Annotated in this window: 13 protein-coding genes and 1 rRNA gene; 6 read left to right on the forward strand and 8 right to left on the reverse strand. The window is 72.4% G+C overall.

Going from position 1 to position 15,379, the window contains the following annotated elements; all coding sequences use genetic code 11:
• Nucleotides 1–93: ribosomal RNA gene (gene rrf / locus ACFWBD_RS20445) — 5S ribosomal RNA — on the forward strand; the annotation flags it as partial.
• Between the two features lie 97 nt (nt 94–190).
• Here the strand turns inward: rrf and ACFWBD_RS20450 are convergent.
• From ACFWBD_RS20450 to ACFWBD_RS20470, 5 genes are read right to left on the reverse strand one after another with little or no spacing between them, the layout of a single operon-like run.
• Nucleotides 191–1,501 (reverse strand): DUF58 domain-containing protein, encoded by a 1,311-nt coding sequence (locus tag ACFWBD_RS20450; RefSeq protein ID WP_385668358.1) that lies wholly within the window; start codon nt 1,499–1,501, stop codon nt 191–193.
• Complete coding sequence (locus ACFWBD_RS20455) at nt 1,501–2,493, reverse strand: AAA family ATPase (protein ID WP_385668360.1); 993 nt, start codon at nt 2,491–2,493, stop codon at nt 1,501–1,503. Before ACFWBD_RS20455 ends, ACFWBD_RS20450 begins: the two co-directional genes overlap by 1 nt.
• Complete coding sequence (locus tag ACFWBD_RS20460) at nt 2,490–3,686, reverse strand: DUF4350 domain-containing protein (protein ID WP_385668362.1); 1,197 nt, start codon at nt 3,684–3,686, stop codon at nt 2,490–2,492. The genes ACFWBD_RS20455 and ACFWBD_RS20460 overlap by 4 nt, the downstream gene beginning before the upstream one ends.
• The gene (locus tag ACFWBD_RS20465) at nt 3,683–4,531 is read right to left on the reverse strand and encodes a DUF4129 domain-containing protein (protein ID WP_385668364.1); all 849 of its coding nucleotides are present in this window, start codon (nt 4,529–4,531) and stop codon (nt 3,683–3,685) included. The genes ACFWBD_RS20460 and ACFWBD_RS20465 overlap by 4 nt, the downstream gene beginning before the upstream one ends.
• Before the next feature lie 4 nt (nt 4,532–4,535).
• Nucleotides 4,536–5,918, reverse strand: a complete 1,383-nt coding sequence (locus tag ACFWBD_RS20470) for a glycerophosphoryl diester phosphodiesterase membrane domain-containing protein (protein WP_385668366.1) — start codon at nt 5,916–5,918, stop codon at nt 4,536–4,538.
• 140 nt (nt 5,919–6,058) lie between these two features.
• Here ACFWBD_RS20470 and mtnA point away from each other — a divergent pair, with 140 nt between their 5' ends.
• The gene (gene mtnA, locus ACFWBD_RS20475) at nt 6,059–7,210 is read left to right on the forward strand and encodes an S-methyl-5-thioribose-1-phosphate isomerase (RefSeq protein ID WP_385668368.1); all 1,152 of its coding nucleotides are present in this window, start codon (nt 6,059–6,061) and stop codon (nt 7,208–7,210) included.
• Nucleotides 7,211–7,335: 125 nt separating this feature from the next.
• Here the strand turns inward: mtnA and ACFWBD_RS20480 are convergent, their stop codons facing one another.
• Complete coding sequence (locus tag ACFWBD_RS20480) at nt 7,336–8,217, reverse strand: GNAT family N-acetyltransferase (RefSeq protein WP_385668370.1); 882 nt, start codon at nt 8,215–8,217, stop codon at nt 7,336–7,338.
• Between the two features lie 187 nt (nt 8,218–8,404).
• A complete protein-coding gene (locus ACFWBD_RS20485) occupies nt 8,405–9,103 on the reverse strand; it encodes a hypothetical protein (RefSeq protein WP_385668373.1) in 699 nt (232 codons plus the stop codon).
• 215 nt (nt 9,104–9,318) lie between these two features.
• On the opposite strand from ACFWBD_RS20485, the gene ACFWBD_RS20490 reads away from it, so the two are divergent.
• A complete protein-coding gene (locus tag ACFWBD_RS20490; protein ID WP_385668377.1) occupies nt 9,319–9,831 on the forward strand; it encodes a potassium channel family protein in 513 nt (170 codons plus the stop codon).
• Nucleotides 9,832–9,850: 19 nt separating this feature from the next.
• On the opposite strand, the gene ACFWBD_RS20495 is transcribed toward ACFWBD_RS20490, so the two are convergent.
• On the reverse strand, nt 9,851–10,189 hold the full coding sequence (locus ACFWBD_RS20495) for a carboxymuconolactone decarboxylase family protein (protein WP_385668380.1): 339 nt from the start codon (nt 10,187–10,189) through the stop codon (nt 9,851–9,853).
• Nucleotides 10,190–10,602: 413 nt separating this feature from the next.
• On the opposite strand from ACFWBD_RS20495, the gene mtrA reads away from it, so the two are divergent.
• The 3 genes from mtrA to ACFWBD_RS20510 are packed head-to-tail and all read left to right on the forward strand — an operon-like array spanning nt 10,603 to nt 15,314.
• A complete protein-coding gene (mtrA, locus tag ACFWBD_RS20500) occupies nt 10,603–11,292 on the forward strand; it encodes a two-component system response regulator MtrA (RefSeq protein WP_385668383.1) in 690 nt (229 codons plus the stop codon).
• A 1-nt stretch (nt 11,293) separates the two neighbouring features.
• Entirely contained in the window at nt 11,294–13,489 is a 2,196-nt protein-coding gene (gene mtrB / locus ACFWBD_RS20505; protein ID WP_385668386.1) for an MtrAB system histidine kinase MtrB, read from the forward strand.
• Nucleotides 13,479–15,314 (forward strand): LpqB family beta-propeller domain-containing protein, encoded by a 1,836-nt coding sequence (locus ACFWBD_RS20510; protein WP_385668389.1) that lies wholly within the window; start codon nt 13,479–13,481, stop codon nt 15,312–15,314. Before mtrB ends, ACFWBD_RS20510 begins: the two co-directional genes overlap by 11 nt.
• Nucleotides 15,315–15,379 lie beyond the last annotated feature (65 nt).

Raw genomic sequence — 15,379 nt, forward strand, 5'->3', positions numbered from 1 at the left:
ACGCCCGGTTACATTCCGAACCCGGAAGCTAAGCCTCACAGCGCCGATGGTACTGCAGGGGGGACCCTGTGGGAGAGTAGGACACCGCCGAACAAATATTACGGGAAACCCCCGCACCTTATGGTGCGGGGGTTTTCTGCGTTTAGGGCAAGGTTATTTCGATGGGCTCTCTCAAGAGAGGTCGCTTGTTTTATAGGCGTCCCGCTGCCTTGAGTGCCAGGTAGGCGTCTGCGAGTGCGGGAGCCAGTTGGTCCGGTGTCGCGTCGACGACGGTGACGCCGTGCCGGCGGAGTTGGTCGGCTGTGCGATGACGTTCTGCCTGGGCTTGGGCTGCTGCCGCCGCCTCGTAGACCGCCTCGGCGTTGCCGCGGGAAGTGGCCATATGGGCGATGTGAGGGTCGGCGACCGATGCCACCAGGACCTTATGGCGCTGGGTGAGCTGGGGCAGGACGGGGAGGAGGCCTTCCTCGACCGGGGCGGCGTCCAGCGTCGTCATGAGGACGATGAGGGAGCGTCGGGGGGCCGTGCGGAGGGCTGTGGCGGTGAGGCCACGGGCGTTCGTCTCGACCAGTTCGGGTTCGAGGGTGGCCATGGCGTTGACCAGGGACGGGAGAACGTCGCGTGCTGTTCGGCCCTGGACGAGGGCGCGTACTCGACGGTCGTAGGCGAGGAGGTCGACTCGGTCGCCGGCGCGGGAGGCCAGCGCGGCGAGGAGGAGCGCCGCGTCCATGGAGGAGTCGAGGCGGGGGGCGTCGCCGACGCGTCCGGCGGAGGTGCGGCCGGTGTCGAGGACGAGGAGGATGTGGCGGTCGCGTTCGGGGCGCCAGGTGCGGACCGCGACCGATGCGTGGCGGGCCGTGGCGCGCCAGTCGATGGAGCGGGTGTCGTCGCCGGGAACGTATTCGCGCAGGCTGTCGAACTCCGTTCCCTCGCCTCGGGTGAGGACGCTGGTGCGGCCGTCCAGTTCGCGTAGGCGGGCCAGTTTCGACGGGAGGTGCTTGCGGCTGGTGAACGGGGGGAGGACGCGCACGGTCCAGGGGACCTTGTGGGTGCCTTGGCGGGAGAAGAGGCCGAGGGGGCCGAAGGAGCGGATCGTGACGCGGTCGGTCTGGTGGTCGCCGCGGCGGGTGGGGCGTAGGCGGGTGGTGATGCGGCGGCGTTCGCCGGGCGGGACCGTCAGGTGGTGCCGGGATGCCTCTGTCTCCGTTCCTCGTTGCCAGCTGCTGGGGGGCCAGGCGTCGCGGAGGTGGGCGCGCAGAGGGCGGCGGGACGGGTTGGTGAGGGTGAGGGTGATGTCCGCCGGGTCGCCGAGGCGGGCGGAGGTGTCGCCGGAACGGGTGAGGCCCAGTCGGCGTACCGGGGCGGCCAGGGCGAAGTCGCAGGCGCAGGCCACGGCCAGGGGGGCGTTGACGGCGAGGATGCCCGTCCAGCCGGCGTCCCAGATGCCGACGGGGAGGGAGCCCAGGGCCGCGAGGAGCGCGGTGCGTCCGGTGAGCGCCATCAGCGGGGTACGGGGACGTGGGTGAGGATCGCGTTGATGACGGAGTCGGCCGTCACGCCTTCCATCTCGGCTTCCGGGCGGAGCTGCACGCGGTGGCGGAGGGTGGGGAGTGCGAGGGCTTTGACGTCGTCGGGGATGACGTAGTCGCGGCCGGTGAGCCAGGCCCAGGCGCGTGCGGTGGCGAGGAGGGCGGTCGCGCCTCGGGGGGAGACGCCCAGGGTGAGGGACGGGGACTCGCGGGTGGCGCGGCAGATGTCGACGACGTAGGCCGTGATCGCCGGGGAGATCGTCGTCTTGGCCACGGCGGCGCGGGCCGCTTCGAGGTCGGCCGGTCCTGCGACGGGGCGTATGCCGGCAGCGTGCAGGTCGCGCGGGTTGAAGCCCTCGGCATGGCGGGTGAGGACGTCGATCTCCTCCTGGCGGGAGGGGAGCGGGATCGTCAGCTTGAGGAGGAAGCGGTCCAGCTGGGCTTCGGGGAGGGGGTAGGTGCCCTCGTACTCGACGGGGTTCTGGGTCGCGGCGACCAGGAACGGGTCGGGGAGCGGACGCGGGGTGCCGTCGACGGTGACCTGGCGTTCCTCCATCGCTTCGAGGAGGGACGACTGGGTTTTCGGCGGGGTGCGGTTGATCTCGTCGGCGAGGAGGAGGTTGGTGAAGACCGGGCCGGGCTGGAAGGAGAACTCGGCGGAGCGGGTGTCGTAGACGAGGGAGCCGGTGATGTCGCCGGGCATGAGGTCGGGGGTGAACTGGACGCGCTTGGTGTCGAGTTCGAGTGCGGAGGCGAGGGCGCGGACGAGCAACGTCTTGGCCACTCCGGGGACTCCTTCGAGGAGAACGTGTCCGCGGCAGAGGAGGGCGACGACGAGGCCGGTCACGGCGGGGTCCTGGCCGACCACGGCCTTGGAGATCTCGGCGCGCAGGGCCTCCAGGGAGGCGCGGGCGCGGCCCGGATCCCCGGTGTTCCCGGCGATGTCAGTGGTCGGGTCCATCATGGACGGCGTACCTCTCTTTCGAGGGCGTCGAGTTGGTCGGCGAGCGCGATCAGGGCCGCGTCGTCGCCTGGCGGGGGGCCGAAGAGGAGGGAGTGCAGGGACTGTCCGTCGCCGTGGAGTTGGGCGGACAGGGCGGGGACGAGTGCCTCGGGCGTGTGCGCCTGGGTGACGGGGACGCCCAGGAGAGGGGCGAGGCGGATGCGGGTGGTGGAGCGAAGAGCGGCGGCCGCGCGGTCGCGGGCGTCGGCTTTGCGGTAGAGGCGGGCGCGGCCTTCGACGGTTTCGGAGGCGCGGATCGCCACGGGGAGCCTTTCGGGCACGAGGGGGCCGAGTCGGCGTGCCCGCCAGAGAGCGGCGAGGGCTGCGGCGACGAACAGCTGAAGTGTGCCCCAGAGCCAGCCGGAGGGGAGCAGGTCGAAGAAGCTTTTCTCGTCGTCCGGGTCGGTGGCGGCGGTGTCGGAGAGCGAGGGGAGGTACCAGACCAGATGGCTGCGGGAGCCGAGGAGTTGGAGGGCGAGCGAGGCGTTGCCCTGTTCGTCGAGACGGTTGTTGTGGAGGATGTCGGGCGCGCCGAGGACCACGGTGTCGCCGTCGCCGGAGGTGTCCGGGATGCGGAGCAGGGTGGCCAGGCGCTCGCTGGGGTAGCACTCGTCGGCGTCGAGGTGGCGGGTGGTGTAGCGGATGCCGCCGGTCTCCGCGGTGCCGGCACGGCGCGCGGCGGGCAGCGCGCAGTCGGGGGAGAGCGCGGAGCCGCGGCTGTTGGCGGGGTCCGCGGTCACGCCGGGGGCGAGGGTTCCCACGGACCAGCCGCTGGGGGCGACGAGGACGGTCCGGCCGCCCGAGCCGGCGATCGACGCGTGCAGGTCCCGTTGCTGACGTTCCGCCAGGAGGTCCGGGGCGGCGACCAGGAGAGTGGTGTCCGGGCGTGCCGCGGCGCGGGCCTCGGCCAGGGTGGTGACCACGCGGGTGGACACGCCGCGGTGGGCGAGGAGTTCGGCTACCGCGCGGCTGCCGTAGGGGTCGGCGGAGCGCGGGTCGAGGGCGCCGTGGCGGGCGTCGGACTGGAGGGCGGCGAGCGTGACGGCGCCCGCCAGGAGCAGTACGAGCGCGAGAGTGACGCCTCGCGCGCGGGTCCACAGCCGCAGGGCGGTGGGCGAGGCCGAGGTGGACGGGAGCGTGGCCTCGGTCGTCATGGGGCGGCTCCCCGGTGGGCGGGATGGGCCGCGGTGTGGCTGCTGCTAGCCGTCAGTCGGGGCTTGGTGCGCTCCAGGTCGAGGTCGAGTTCGGCCATGCGTCCGTACGACTGCTGGGTGGCGCGGCGGCCGCCGTACGTCACGTCGTCGAAGTCGCGGGCGGCGGCGCGGAGTCGGTCGGTGTGGGCGGGCAGGGTGCGGCCGGCGTCGGCGGCGGCCTCGTCGGCCGTGCGGCCGGGGCGGGTGTCGAGGAGGGCGCGTTCCTCCAGGGAGCGGACGATGGCGCGCATGCGTTCCTGGACGGCCTGGTTCCAGTGGCCCTGGGCGGCGTGTGCCTCGGCGGCCGCGCGGTGTTCGGCGGCGCTGCGGGGACGGTCGTCGAAGAGTGCGGAGGCGGAGGTGGGCCGGCGGCGCGGGGAGCCCAGGCGCCACCACAGGGCGCCCACGACGGCTGCCAGGGCCAGGATGACGACCACCAGGCCGAGTGTGCCGCCGGGGGTGGCGGTCGAGGCGGTGTCGAACAGGTCGCCGATCCAGTCCCAGAGGGTGTCCAGGGCGCGCTGGAACAGGCTGGGGTCGTTCTGGTGGTACAGGTCCTTGGAGAGTTCACGGCGGGCCGCCTCGCGCGCGGGGTCGCGCGGGACGGTGAGCGGCGGTTCGTCGTCCGAGCGGGCCGCCAGGGACAGCGCGGCCGCGTCGCCCGCTCGGAGCAGCGCTGCCACGGCCCTTTCGGCGGCGCGGGGCAGGGCCGCCGGGGCCGCGTCGGTGAAGCCGGGCAGCGGTGCCCGTAGGGGCAGGGCGCCCGGGAGCGGTACCGCGGTGAGGACTCCCCCCGCCAGGCTCACCGCATCAACTCCCCGTGGTCGTGCCGGGAGCGGAGGCGCCGTAGCCCTGGAGGCCCGCGGCGCGGGCCAGGTCGAGGTCGAGGGCCTCGCGGCGGATGCGCTGGTCGACGTAGAGGAGCACGGTGACTCCCGCCGAGATCGGGAAGGTGATCATGGAGCCGATGACCGAACCGATGCCGCTGACGATCAGGTAGGTCCAGCCGTAGTCGCTGCTCGCGTCGACCATCCCGCTGACGCCGCCGTCGCTCAGGGCGGCACCGAGGAGCGCGAAGGGGACGACGACGATCATCGCGACGATGTTCGCGATGATCAGGGCGAGCAACTGGATGCCGAACACACGCCACCAGGAGCCGCGGGTGAGCTTCACGGAACGGCCGAGCGCCTTCTTGATGCTCTGCTTCTCCAGCATCAGCGCGGGCGAGGCGAGGGAGAGGCGGATCAGCAGCCACAGCACCAGGACGATCGAGCCGAGGATGCCGAAGGCCTTGAGCGCGGCTCCCGCGTCGGAGTTTCCGGCGGCGCTCACGAGGATGCCGGGCAGCAGGCACACGAGGACGGTGGCGGCGGCGATGAGCATCAGCAGGAAGATCAGGCCGAACAGCTTGAGCACCTGGGGGCGGGCGTCGTGCCAGGCCTCGCCGAGGGCGACCGGTTTGCCGAGCACCGCCCGGCTGGTGACGGCGGTGAGCAGGGCGGTCGCCGTGATGGTGCCGATGAGGGTGATGAGGAGGACGGGGCCGGAGGCGCGCATGGCGTCGCCCATGGCGTTGAGCTGCTCGTCGGCGGTGGCGCTCGGGTCGCCGAACGCGGTCGTGTCCGTGGTGGCGTCCAGGACGAGGCCCTGCAGCAGGACGACGAAGATCTGGGTGATGACGGCGACGGTCAGCGAGATGCCCAGGACCGTGCGCCAGTAGGTGCGCATCGTGGCGACGGCGCCGTCGAGGATCTCGCCCACGGCGAGCGGGCGCAGCGGGATCACGCCGGGCTTCGCCGCGGGCGGGGGGCCGCCCCAGCCCGCGCCCCAGCCGGGAGCGCCGTAGCCGCCTTGTCCGGGGCCTGCGGGGCCGCGGGGGTATCCGCCGCCGGGTCCGGCGGGCGGGTGGGCGCCCCAGCCGGGGCCGGGCGGCGGAGGCGGTGGGGGCGGCGGGGTCTGGCCCGCGTTGCGGCCCGGGTCCTGGGGGCCTGCGGGCGCGGACCACTGGCCGGGGCCGGGCGGGGGCTGTTCCTTGGACCACTTCGTGCCGGGGCTCTGCGGGTTCGTGCCCGGCTGGTCCGCGGGCTGGGCGCCGGCGGGGCGGTCCGTGGGCTCGGCGGGGTGGGACGCGCCGGGCTCCTGTCCGTCGGACGGGGCGGATCCGGGCGAGGCCCAGCCCGGAGTGTCTTTCATCGTCGCTCCTTCACGGTGCCCGTCCGCGGGCGCGGCGGCAGGTTGGGAGCCATCGTGCCATGGGGCGTTGATCGGGTGACCGGCCGCGGTAGGGGCTGCACACCTTCAATTGTCCGCCGGATCGGGGGCAGACTGACCGCATGGCTGATCAGTACGCGCAATCCGGCGAGGACAAGCGGCCGGCCGAGATACCTGCGATCCGTTGGGAGGAGCTACCGGAAGGTCCCGTGCTGGTCCTTCTCGACCAGACGAGACTGCCGGCCGAGGAAGTCGAACTGGTGTGTACGGACGCGTCCGCGCTGGTCGAGGCGATCCGTTCGCTGGCCGTGCGCGGGGCGCCGCTGCTCGGGATCGCCGGGGCGTACGGTGTCGCGCTCGCCGCCGCCCGTGGCTTCGACGTGGACGAGGCCGCGAACGCGCTCGCGGGCGCCCGCCCCACCGCGGTGAACCTGTCCGTCGGTGTGTGCCGGGCCCGGGCCGCGTACCGCGGGGAGCTCGCCGGGGGCGGCGACCCGGCGCAGGGCGCGCGGGCCGCGCTGGCGGCCGCGCGGCAGCTGCACCGTGAGGACGCCGAGGCCAGTGTCCGGATGGCCGGGCACGGGCTGGCGCTCCTCGACGAGCTGCTGCCGGGCGGCGGGCACCGGGTCCTCACCCACTGCAACACCGGTGCGCTGGTGTCGGGCGGGGAGGGGACGGCGTTCGCGGTGGCGCTCGCGGCGCACCGGGTGGGTCGGCTTCGCCGGTTGTGGGTGGACGAGACGCGTCCGCTGCTCCAGGGCGCCCGCCTCACGGCGTACGAAGCGGCCCGCAACGGCATGGCGTACACCCTGCTGACGGACAACGCGGCGGGTTCGCTCTTCGCGGCGGGGGAGGTGGACGCGGTGCTGATCGGGGCGGATCGCATCGCGGCCGACGGGTCGGTGGCGAACAAGGTGGGGAGCTATCCGCTCGCGGTGCTGGCGCGGTACCACCATGTGCCGTTCATCGTGGTGGCGCCGGTGACGACGGTGGACCTGGAGACGCCGGACGGGGCGTCCATCGAGGTGGAGCAGCGACCCGGGTTCGAGGTGACGGAGGCCATGGTGGCCCAGGCGCCGGTGACGGGAGCGGGCGGCGGGATTCCGGTGGCGCCGCTGGGGACCCAGGCGTACAACCCCGCGTTCGACGTGACGCCGCCCGAGCTGGTGACGGCGATCGTCACGGAGGAAGGCGCGGTGTCGCCGGTGACGGCCGATGCGCTCGCCGAGCTGTGTGGCAGGGCGCGCCAGGGAGGTGCGGGGGCGGCACTCTGACCGCCCTTCGAATCACCCGCCGATCACCCGCCGATCACCCGCCGATCACCCGCCGATCGCCCGGCGACCGCCCGGCGGCCGCCCGCCGACCAGCCGTCGGCCGGCCGTGTGAGCCGGGCTCGGGCCTACGAGCGTGCGGGCTGGTCGGCGATCAGGAGGGTCGTGCCTGCGGGGCGGAAGCCGAGGCGGGCGTAGATGCGGGCGACGGTCTCCTCCGCGTAGGCGAGGAAGATCGTCTCGACGCCGTGGGCGCGGGCGTGGGCGACCAGGGCCGCTGTCACGGCGGCGGCCAGTCCCTGGCGGCGGGCGGAGGGAAGGGTGCCGACGCCGCCGATCTCCGTGGTGGCGTTCGCCGGGTGGTAGTGGCCGGTGGCCAGGGGCGTGCCGTCCGGGGCGAGGGCGGCGACGAGGGTCTTGTGTCCGGCGCGGATCGTGGAGCGGACCGCGGCCGGCGTGCCGTCCCCGGTCAGCGCCTCGGACCGCCTCGACAGCTCCGCGCGGTCCGCCGGGCCCGCCGCGGCGCCGGGCTCCCCGGTGAGGGGCTCCTTGGCGAGGGGCTCCTTGGCGAAGGCCAGGGGCGGGACGGCGAGCGCCGCGGGCAGGGCGGGGTCGTCCGCGGTCAGCGCGCGCAGTGTCACGCCGTCCGGCAGGGGCTGCGGGGGCAGCGGGTGGTGGGGCGGCAGCACCATCAGCGGGCGTCGCAGCACCACAAGGCCGGCGGCCTCCAGCCGGGCACGCAGCGCGGGCGCCGACTCGGCCAGCCATTCGAACGCCTCCGGCACACCGAGCTCACGCTGGCGGGCACGCACCCGGGCGATGTCGGCGGCGCCCACGGGGGCCGCGCCGGTGGGCCGGGCGTGGCTGGGGCCGCCGTAGTACGGGGCACCGGGTTCCTTCCGTACGAACAGGCGCAGGGGGCCGAAGTCCTCGGCGCCGGCGAACAGAAGGGGCACGGTGGCGTAGTACCGCTCGATGCGGTCGCGCAACGGGTCGCTCATGCGGCGCATCCCACCACTGGACGGCGCCGACCGCACCGAGATTTCCCGCTGGGACCACAGCCCACACCGGCTGCGGAGGTCGGGGGTGGACAGGGACCGCCCCGTACGACCGTCGTCACTGGCAGGTGACCCTGCTCGCCTGCGTGTTCTTCACCGTGCTGAGAAGGGGATGCTCCCGGCCTGGCAGCTGCACGTGTCACGGTGCCGGGGAACGTTGCGGAGCGGTGAGGGCGGAGGGGGCGAGGACCCAGAGCAGGGCTCGGCCGGTCAGTGGTGTCGTGGCGATCAAGGTCAGGTAGATCTCGGCGAGCGATCCGTCACCGGTGAGGACGTCGAGGTCGTCGGTCAGCCGTGACAGCAGGTAGATGACGGCGTCCACGATGAGCCACGAGGCCAGGTTCGCGCCGATCCACCAGGCCCAGCGGGTCGTCGCCTCGCGCAGGACGAGGGACTGGGACAGGCCGAGCAGGGGGCCGAGGGCCAGGCTCTGGCTGGCGGCGAGGAGATAGGCCGTCGACATGTCGTTGTCGGTGTCCTGGGCGCTGATCACCGCAGGCATGATGACCAGGAGCCAGGCCAGCAGTGCCGGGCCGATGTTGGCGGTGATCCACACCTTGCGGGGGAGGGGCACCCGCTGTCGGACGACCAGCCATTGCAGAGCTCCCAGGACACCTCCGAACAGCGCGGCCCCCAGGGTGGCGATCAAGAGCGCGATCGCCACGTGGTGGCTGGAGACTTCCAGGTGGAGGGCGTCGTCCCCCAGCAGTGCCAGCAGGAAGCCAGCGGACAGGACGATGACGAAGGCGATCGTGTTGTACGCGATCCACTGCCAGTACAGGCGGGAGTCCCAGCCACTCGGTGACGTCGTCTCACGGCGGGAGCCAGAAGCGGCCATCGCGTACTCCTCCGGTTTCGGCGGCCCCGCGGTGTGATGGCCCGCCATCCCGGTGACCACACGGTGCGCCAGGGTGCGCCTGCCGTCCGGTGCCCGGGGCGGCGGGGAAGTTGGACCAGGAGCCGGCGCGGCAGCGTGGCTACGGGATCGGGTGCATCGGGGGAAGCATGGACAGAACACCGCGTAGGAGCCGCCGGGAGTCGAGGCGCGCCGTCGTGCGTTCGCTGCTCAGCGCCGCGTTCCTCGTCGCCGTCTACTACCTGTTGCCGCTCGATTCGGCCTTCACCACCAGCACGGTCCTCGGGCTTGTCGGCGGCATCGTCGCCGTGGCACTGCTCCTGTCCCGGCAGATCCGGAAGATCTCGCTGTCCCAGCGGCCCGAACTGCGGGCCATGGAAACCCTGGGGACGACGCTTCCGCTCTATCTGCTCCTGTTCGCGACGACGTACTTCCTGATGGATCACAGCGCGTCGGACAGCTTCAGCGAGCCGCTGTCGAGATCCGACGCGTTGTACTTCACCGTGCCCGTGTTCAGCACTGTCGGTTTCGGCGACATCAGCCCGCGCAGCGAACCGGCCCGGCTGCTGGCAACGGGGCAGATGACGATGAATCTGCTGCTGGTCGGTGTCGCGGCCCGGCTGCTGGTGTCGGCCGTCGAGCAGGGCAGAACCCACCAGGACGCCCCAGCAGTCGAGGGACGGAGCGGCGAATCGCCGGGCGCACAATGAGCGTTGGGGGTTGTTCCCTTCAGCTTCCGGCCTCGATCTCGGCCTCGATCTCCGCGTCGGCCACCGCGATGGCGATGCCGAGCGCCGCGGCGAGGTTGCCCGCTGCCGTCATCACGCGGGCCGTGCCCACGATGGGGGCGATGGCGACCAGGACGTCCTGTACCTGAGCGGCGGTCAGATTGGCCCTGAGCGCGGGGTCGACGTGGGCGAGGTAGGAGACGGGGGGCGCGTCCGAGGCCGCGAGCGCGGCGATGCGGGTCAGGATGAGCGTGTCCGGCGGCAGACCGCATCGCTCGAGAGAGTCGATGGTCATGGCGGCGAGGGTGTCCAGGACCGGGGTGTCGGATGCTGTGGACATGCCGAATGGCCTCCTTAAGGCGCCGACGACGCCGAGATGGTGTGCGCGGCGGAGGCGGACGGAAACGGTATCCGCGGGCGCCACGTCCTCGTTCAACCGTAGGAGCGTTCCGGGCGGTGCGCGCGTGGGAGCTTCCTGTCCGGCCGATGCCACCAGCCCAGCCCTCTCGGGAACCTGGGGCATCCTTCACCCGGCCCACCCCGGCACCTCAGCGCCGCGTCGTCACGCGAACGACCGGGTGGGCTTCCGCTGAGTCACGACGTCTGTGCGCCGAGTCGTGTGTCTGGACCGCCTGACATCGGTGCTGACATCGACGTCGGCGGACCCGGGCAGACAGTGACCGCCCCGTACGACTATCGTCACTGGCCGGTGAGCCTTCTCACCTGCGCCGCCTTCACCGTTATGAGAATGGGATGATGTCGTTTATGAAGGGACGAGTCCTTGTCGTCGACGACGACACCGCACTGGCCGAGATGCTCGGCATTGTGCTGCGTGGTGAAGGTTTTGAGCCGTCTTTCGTAGCCGACGGTGACAAGGCGCTGGCCGCTTTCCGTGAGGCGAAACCCGACCTGGTGCTGCTGGACCTGATGCTGCCCGGCCGGGACGGCATCGAGGTGTGCCGCCTGATCAGGGCGGAATCCGGCGTGCCGATCGTGATGCTCACGGCGAAGAGCGACACCGTCGACATCGTCGTCGGTCTGGAGTCCGGCGCCGACGACTACATCGTGAAGCCGTTCAAGCCGAAGGAGCTGGTAGCCCGGATCCGGGCGCGGCTGCGGAGGTCCGAGGAGCCGACGCCCGAACAGCTCGCCATAGGCGACCTCGTCATCGACGTGGCCGGTCACTCCGTGAAGCGGGAAGGTCAGTCGATCGCGCTGACGCCGCTGGAGTTCGACCTGCTGGTCGCGCTGGCGCGCAAGCCCTGGCAGGTGTTCACCCGCGAGGTGCTCCTCGAGCAGGTGTGGGGCTACCGGCACGCCGCCGACACCCGCCTGGTGAACGTGCACGTCCAGCGGCTGCGCTCCAAGGTCGAGAAGGACCCTGAGCGGCCGGAGATCGTGGTGACCGTCCGTGGCGTCGGATACAAGGCAGGACCGAGCTGACATGTCCGGAGACAGTGCCGCTTCGGCCCCCGGTCGTTCCGGGGCCCGTCCGGAGCGGCCTGTCGGCCGTAGGACGCCGCGTTCGCGCTTCGCACGCCTCCTCGAAGGGGGGCTGTTGCAGGGCGGGGTGCAGGGCAGCCCCGTCCTGAGGCTGCTCCTGCGCTGGGTGCGCCGGCCGCTGCTGCCCGTCATGCGGCTGTGGCGGCGCAACATCCAGCTCAAGGTCGTCGTCACGACCCTGCTGATGTCGCTGGGCGTCGTCCTGCTGCTGGGCTTCGTCGTCATCGGGCAGGTGCGCAACGGGCTGCTGGACGCCAAGGTGAAGGCGTCCCAGAGCCAGGCCACCGGCGGATTCGCCGTGGCCAAGCAGAAGGCCGACGAGGCCGCCGGCGCGGGCGCCGATGACGGGACCCCGGCCGACGGCGGCGCCTCGCAGAACGTCATCGAATGGATGAGCGAGCTCGTGCTGTCGCTGTCCAGCGGCGGCCAGGGCGCCTTCGACGTGGTCACCCTGCCCCCCGGCGACGTCAGCGGCGTCGCCCGCGGGCCGCGCGCCTCGGGCTTCGTCGACCCCGACAAGAGCGTCCCGGAGAAACTGCGCGAGCAGGTCTACAGCAGTACCGGCGCGGCCCAGAGCTACTCCCGCATCATCTACCTCAGCGACAAGGACTCCCAGCCGGCCCTGGTCATCGGCAAGCAGGTCAACGACCCCAACGGCGATCCGTACGAGCTGTACTACCTCTTCCCGCTCACGCAGGAGGAGAAGTCGCTGAGCCTGGTCAAGGGGACGCTGGCGACCGCCGGTCTGTTCGTCGTCGTACTCCTCGGGGCCATCGCCTGGCTCGTGGTGCGCCAGGTCGTCACGCCGGTGCGGATGGCCGCCGGGATCGCCGAGCGGCTGTCCGCCGGGCGGCTCCAGGAACGGATGAAGGTCACCGGCGAGGACGACATCGCACGCCTCGGCGAAGCCTTCAACAAGATGGCCCAGAACCTCCAGCTGAAGATCCAGCAACTGGAGGACCTGTCACGGATGCAGCGACGGTTCGTGTCCGACGTCTCGCACGAACTGCGGACGCCGCTGACGACCGTCCGCATGGCCGCCGACGTCATCCACGACGCCCGGGTCGACTTCGACCCCATCACCGCGCGGTCCGCCGAACTGCTCGCCGACCAGCTCGACCGGTTCGAGACACTGCTCGCGGACCTGCTGGAGATCAGCCGCTTCGACGCCGGCGCCGCCGCCCTCGAGGCCGAGCCGATCGACCTCAGGGAGGTCGTCCGGCGGGTCGTCAGCGGGGCCGCGCCGCTCGCCGACCGCAAGGGGACGAACGTACGGGTCATCGGCGACCAGCAGCCCGTCGTCGCCGAGGCCGACGCCCGGCGGGTGGAGCGGGTGCTGCGGAACCTGGTGGTCAACGCCGTGGAACACGGCGAGGGCAAGGACGTCATCGTCAAGCTGGCGGCCGCGGGCGGGGCCGTCGCGATAGCCGTGCGCGACTACGGCGTCGGTCTCAAGCCCGGCGAGGCCACCCGCGTCTTCAGCCGGTTCTGGCGCGCCGACCCGGCACGCGCGCGTACCACCGGCGGTACCGGTCTGGGGCTGTCCATCGCCCTGGAGGACGCCCGCCTGCACGGCGGCTGGCTGCAGGCCTGGGGAGAGCCCGGCGGCGGCTCGCAGTTCCGGCTGACGCTGCCCAGGACCGCCGACGAGCCGCTGCGGGGCTCGCCGATACCGCTCGAGCCCAAGGACTCCCGCCGCAACCGGGGAGACCTCGACGAGGCCGGTCTGCCGCGCGGCGGCGGCCAGAAGAGCGCGACGGTGCCGGTACAGCCCGTCGGCGAACAGCTGTCGGCCGCCCGGAGCTCGCTCACACCCCGGATGGGCGCCGCGACGCCCTCGGCCGACCCGACGGCGCTGCCCGGCAACGGCGCGCGCGTGGTGCCCCGGCCCGCCCCGGGCGGCGGCGGACGCGGAGAGGACGAACCCCGGGCTGCGGGGGCAGGTAGGGCAGGTGGGACAGGTGGGGGAGTGCGCGGCGAGAATACGGAGCAGCCGGAAACGGGTGGTACGGGGGAATCGGCCGGCACGGGTGACGCGCGTGACGCGCGGGAAACGGTGCTGAGGGGGACTTCGGACCGGCAGAGCGCCGGGGCGAAGGGCTCGAACGAGCAAGGGGAGGCATTCCGTGGGCGCTGAGTGGCGCGAGGGGGGAACCCGGCGCACGCCGGGGCGCGCGGTGGCGTACGCCACCTGTGGCGTCGTCCTGCTGGCCGGGTGCGCCTCGATGCCCGACAGCGGGGATCTGCGCGGCGTCGAGTCCACACCACGCCAGGACACCCAGGTACGGGTGTTCGCGATGCCGCCCCGGGACGACGCACAGCCCCTGGAGATCGTCCAGGGCTTCCTGGAAGCGCTCACCAGCGACGACCCGGGCTACGCGACGGCCCGCCAGTACCTGACCGACAGAGCCGCCCAGAAATGGGAGCCCGAACGGTCGACGACGGTCCTCACTGACGGGCCGGCGACCGATGCCGGACCCACCGGGACCAGAGACGACGGCGACGACTACTCGTACACCCTGACCGGCACACGGGTCGCCACCGTCGACGCACAGCAGTCGTACGCGCCCGCCTCGGGCAACTACGGCCAGGTGGTCCACCTCAGCCGCGACAAGAAGAACGGGCAGTGGCGCATCGACGCCCTTCCCCAGGGCGTCGTCATGGGCAAGTCGGACTTCCAGCGCAACTACGTGTCCGTCAACAAGTACTACTTCGCCTCCAACACCACGGCCGACGGCTCCCGGCAGCCCATGGCCGTCGCCGACCCCGTCTACGTCCGTGAACGCGTCGACCCGTTGACGCAGATGGTGCGCTCCGTGCTCACCGGACCCACCAGCTGGCTCCGCCCCGTCGTCAGATCCAGCTTCCCCACCGGAACCGCGCTGCCCAAGGGCGTCACCGCGCTGGCCCTCGACGACCAGAACAAGCTCACCGTGCCGCTGAACGACAAGGCCGCCCACATCGGGCAGGGCAAGTGCGACGAGATGGCGGCCCAACTGCTGTTCTCCCTGCGCAGCCTGACCCCCGCCGTCGACGAGATCGCGCTGCGCGCGGGCGGCACCCAGCTGTGCTCCCTCAGCGAGGAGCGGGCCGGGGCCGTCGCCGCACGCGGCTCCGAGACCAACCCCGGCTACCTGTACTTCATCGACGGCCAGCACCGCCTCGCACGGATGACGAGCGGCAGCGGCAACACCAAGGGCGACCCCGTACCCGGAGCGCTCGGCGACGGCACCAAGGCGCTGCGCTCGGTGGCCGTGGCCCGCGACGAACACAGCGCCGCCGGAGTCGCCCTCGACGGCAAGACGCTCTACGTCACCTCCACCGTCTCCGGCAGCTCCATCGGCGACCCCGTACTCCAGAGCAAGGGCAAGACGGAGACCGACCGGCTCACCACCCCCAGCTGGGACGCCCTGGGCGACCTGTGGGTCGCCGACCGCGACCCCGCCGCGCCTCGGCTGCTCCTGCTGGAGAAGGGCGGCGGCCAGCCCCTGGAGGTGCTGACCCCGGGACTCGACGGCCGTATCAACGCCGTACGGGTGGCTGCCGACGGGGTGCGGATCGCGCTCATAGTCGACAAGGGCGGCAAGCAGTCCCTGCTCATCGGACGGATCGAACGAGGCCCGGGCACCGGCGAGCAGCCGTCCGTGTCGCTCCAGGAACTGCGCTCCGCGACACCGGAGTTGGAACAGGTCACGGCCATGTCGTGGGCCGGGGACAGTCGGCTCGTGGTCGTCGGGCGAGAGGCCGGCGGCGTGCAGCAGGTGCAGTACGCGCAGTGCGACGGCTCTGTCCCCGAGGCGGGAACACTCCCCGGCCTCACGGAGGTCACGAGCATCGCCGCCTCCGAGGACAGCGACATCCCGCTCTTCGCGACCTCCAAGGACGGGCTGCTGTGGCTGCCCAGCGGAAGCGGGTGGCGGACGCTGAAGGAAACCGCTTCGGTCGCGTTCTACCCCGGGTGATCTTTGCCCCGGGGTCGGGGTGCCGGGCGCTGGGTGCCGGGTGTGGGGCGCGAGGCGGGGGTGCG

It is taken from the genome of Streptomyces sp. NPDC060002, from assembly GCF_042737245.1.
Taxonomy (GTDB): domain Bacteria; phylum Actinomycetota; class Actinomycetes; order Streptomycetales; family Streptomycetaceae; genus Streptomyces.

What these genes read in the sequence shown, in the direction of transcription:
- ACFWBD_RS20450 (WP_385668358.1), bottom strand. Translation starts at nt 1,501, where the DNA reads ATGGCGCTCACCGGACGCACCGCGCTCCTCGCGGCCCTGGGCTCCCTC.
- ACFWBD_RS20455 (WP_385668360.1), bottom strand. Translation starts at nt 2,493, where the DNA reads ATGATGGACCCGACCACTGACATCGCCGGGAACACCGGGGATCCGGGC.
- ACFWBD_RS20460 (WP_385668362.1), bottom strand. Translation starts at nt 3,686, where the DNA reads ATGACGACCGAGGCCACGCTCCCGTCCACCTCGGCCTCGCCCACCGCC.
- ACFWBD_RS20470 (WP_385668366.1), bottom strand. Translation starts at nt 5,918, where the DNA reads ATGAAAGACACTCCGGGCTGGGCCTCGCCCGGATCCGCCCCGTCCGAC.
- mtnA (WP_385668368.1), top strand. Translation starts at nt 6,059, where the DNA reads ATGGCTGATCAGTACGCGCAATCCGGCGAGGACAAGCGGCCGGCCGAG.
- ACFWBD_RS20480 (WP_385668370.1), bottom strand. Translation starts at nt 8,217, where the DNA reads ATGCGCCGCATGAGCGACCCGTTGCGCGACCGCATCGAGCGGTACTAC.
- ACFWBD_RS20485 (WP_385668373.1), bottom strand. Translation starts at nt 9,103, where the DNA reads ATGGCCGCTTCTGGCTCCCGCCGTGAGACGACGTCACCGAGTGGCTGG.
- ACFWBD_RS20495 (WP_385668380.1), bottom strand. Translation starts at nt 10,189, where the DNA reads ATGTCCACAGCATCCGACACCCCGGTCCTGGACACCCTCGCCGCCATG.
- mtrA (WP_385668383.1), top strand. Translation starts at nt 10,603, where the DNA reads ATGATGTCGTTTATGAAGGGACGAGTCCTTGTCGTCGACGACGACACC.
- mtrB (WP_385668386.1), top strand. Translation starts at nt 11,294, where the DNA reads ATGTCCGGAGACAGTGCCGCTTCGGCCCCCGGTCGTTCCGGGGCCCGT.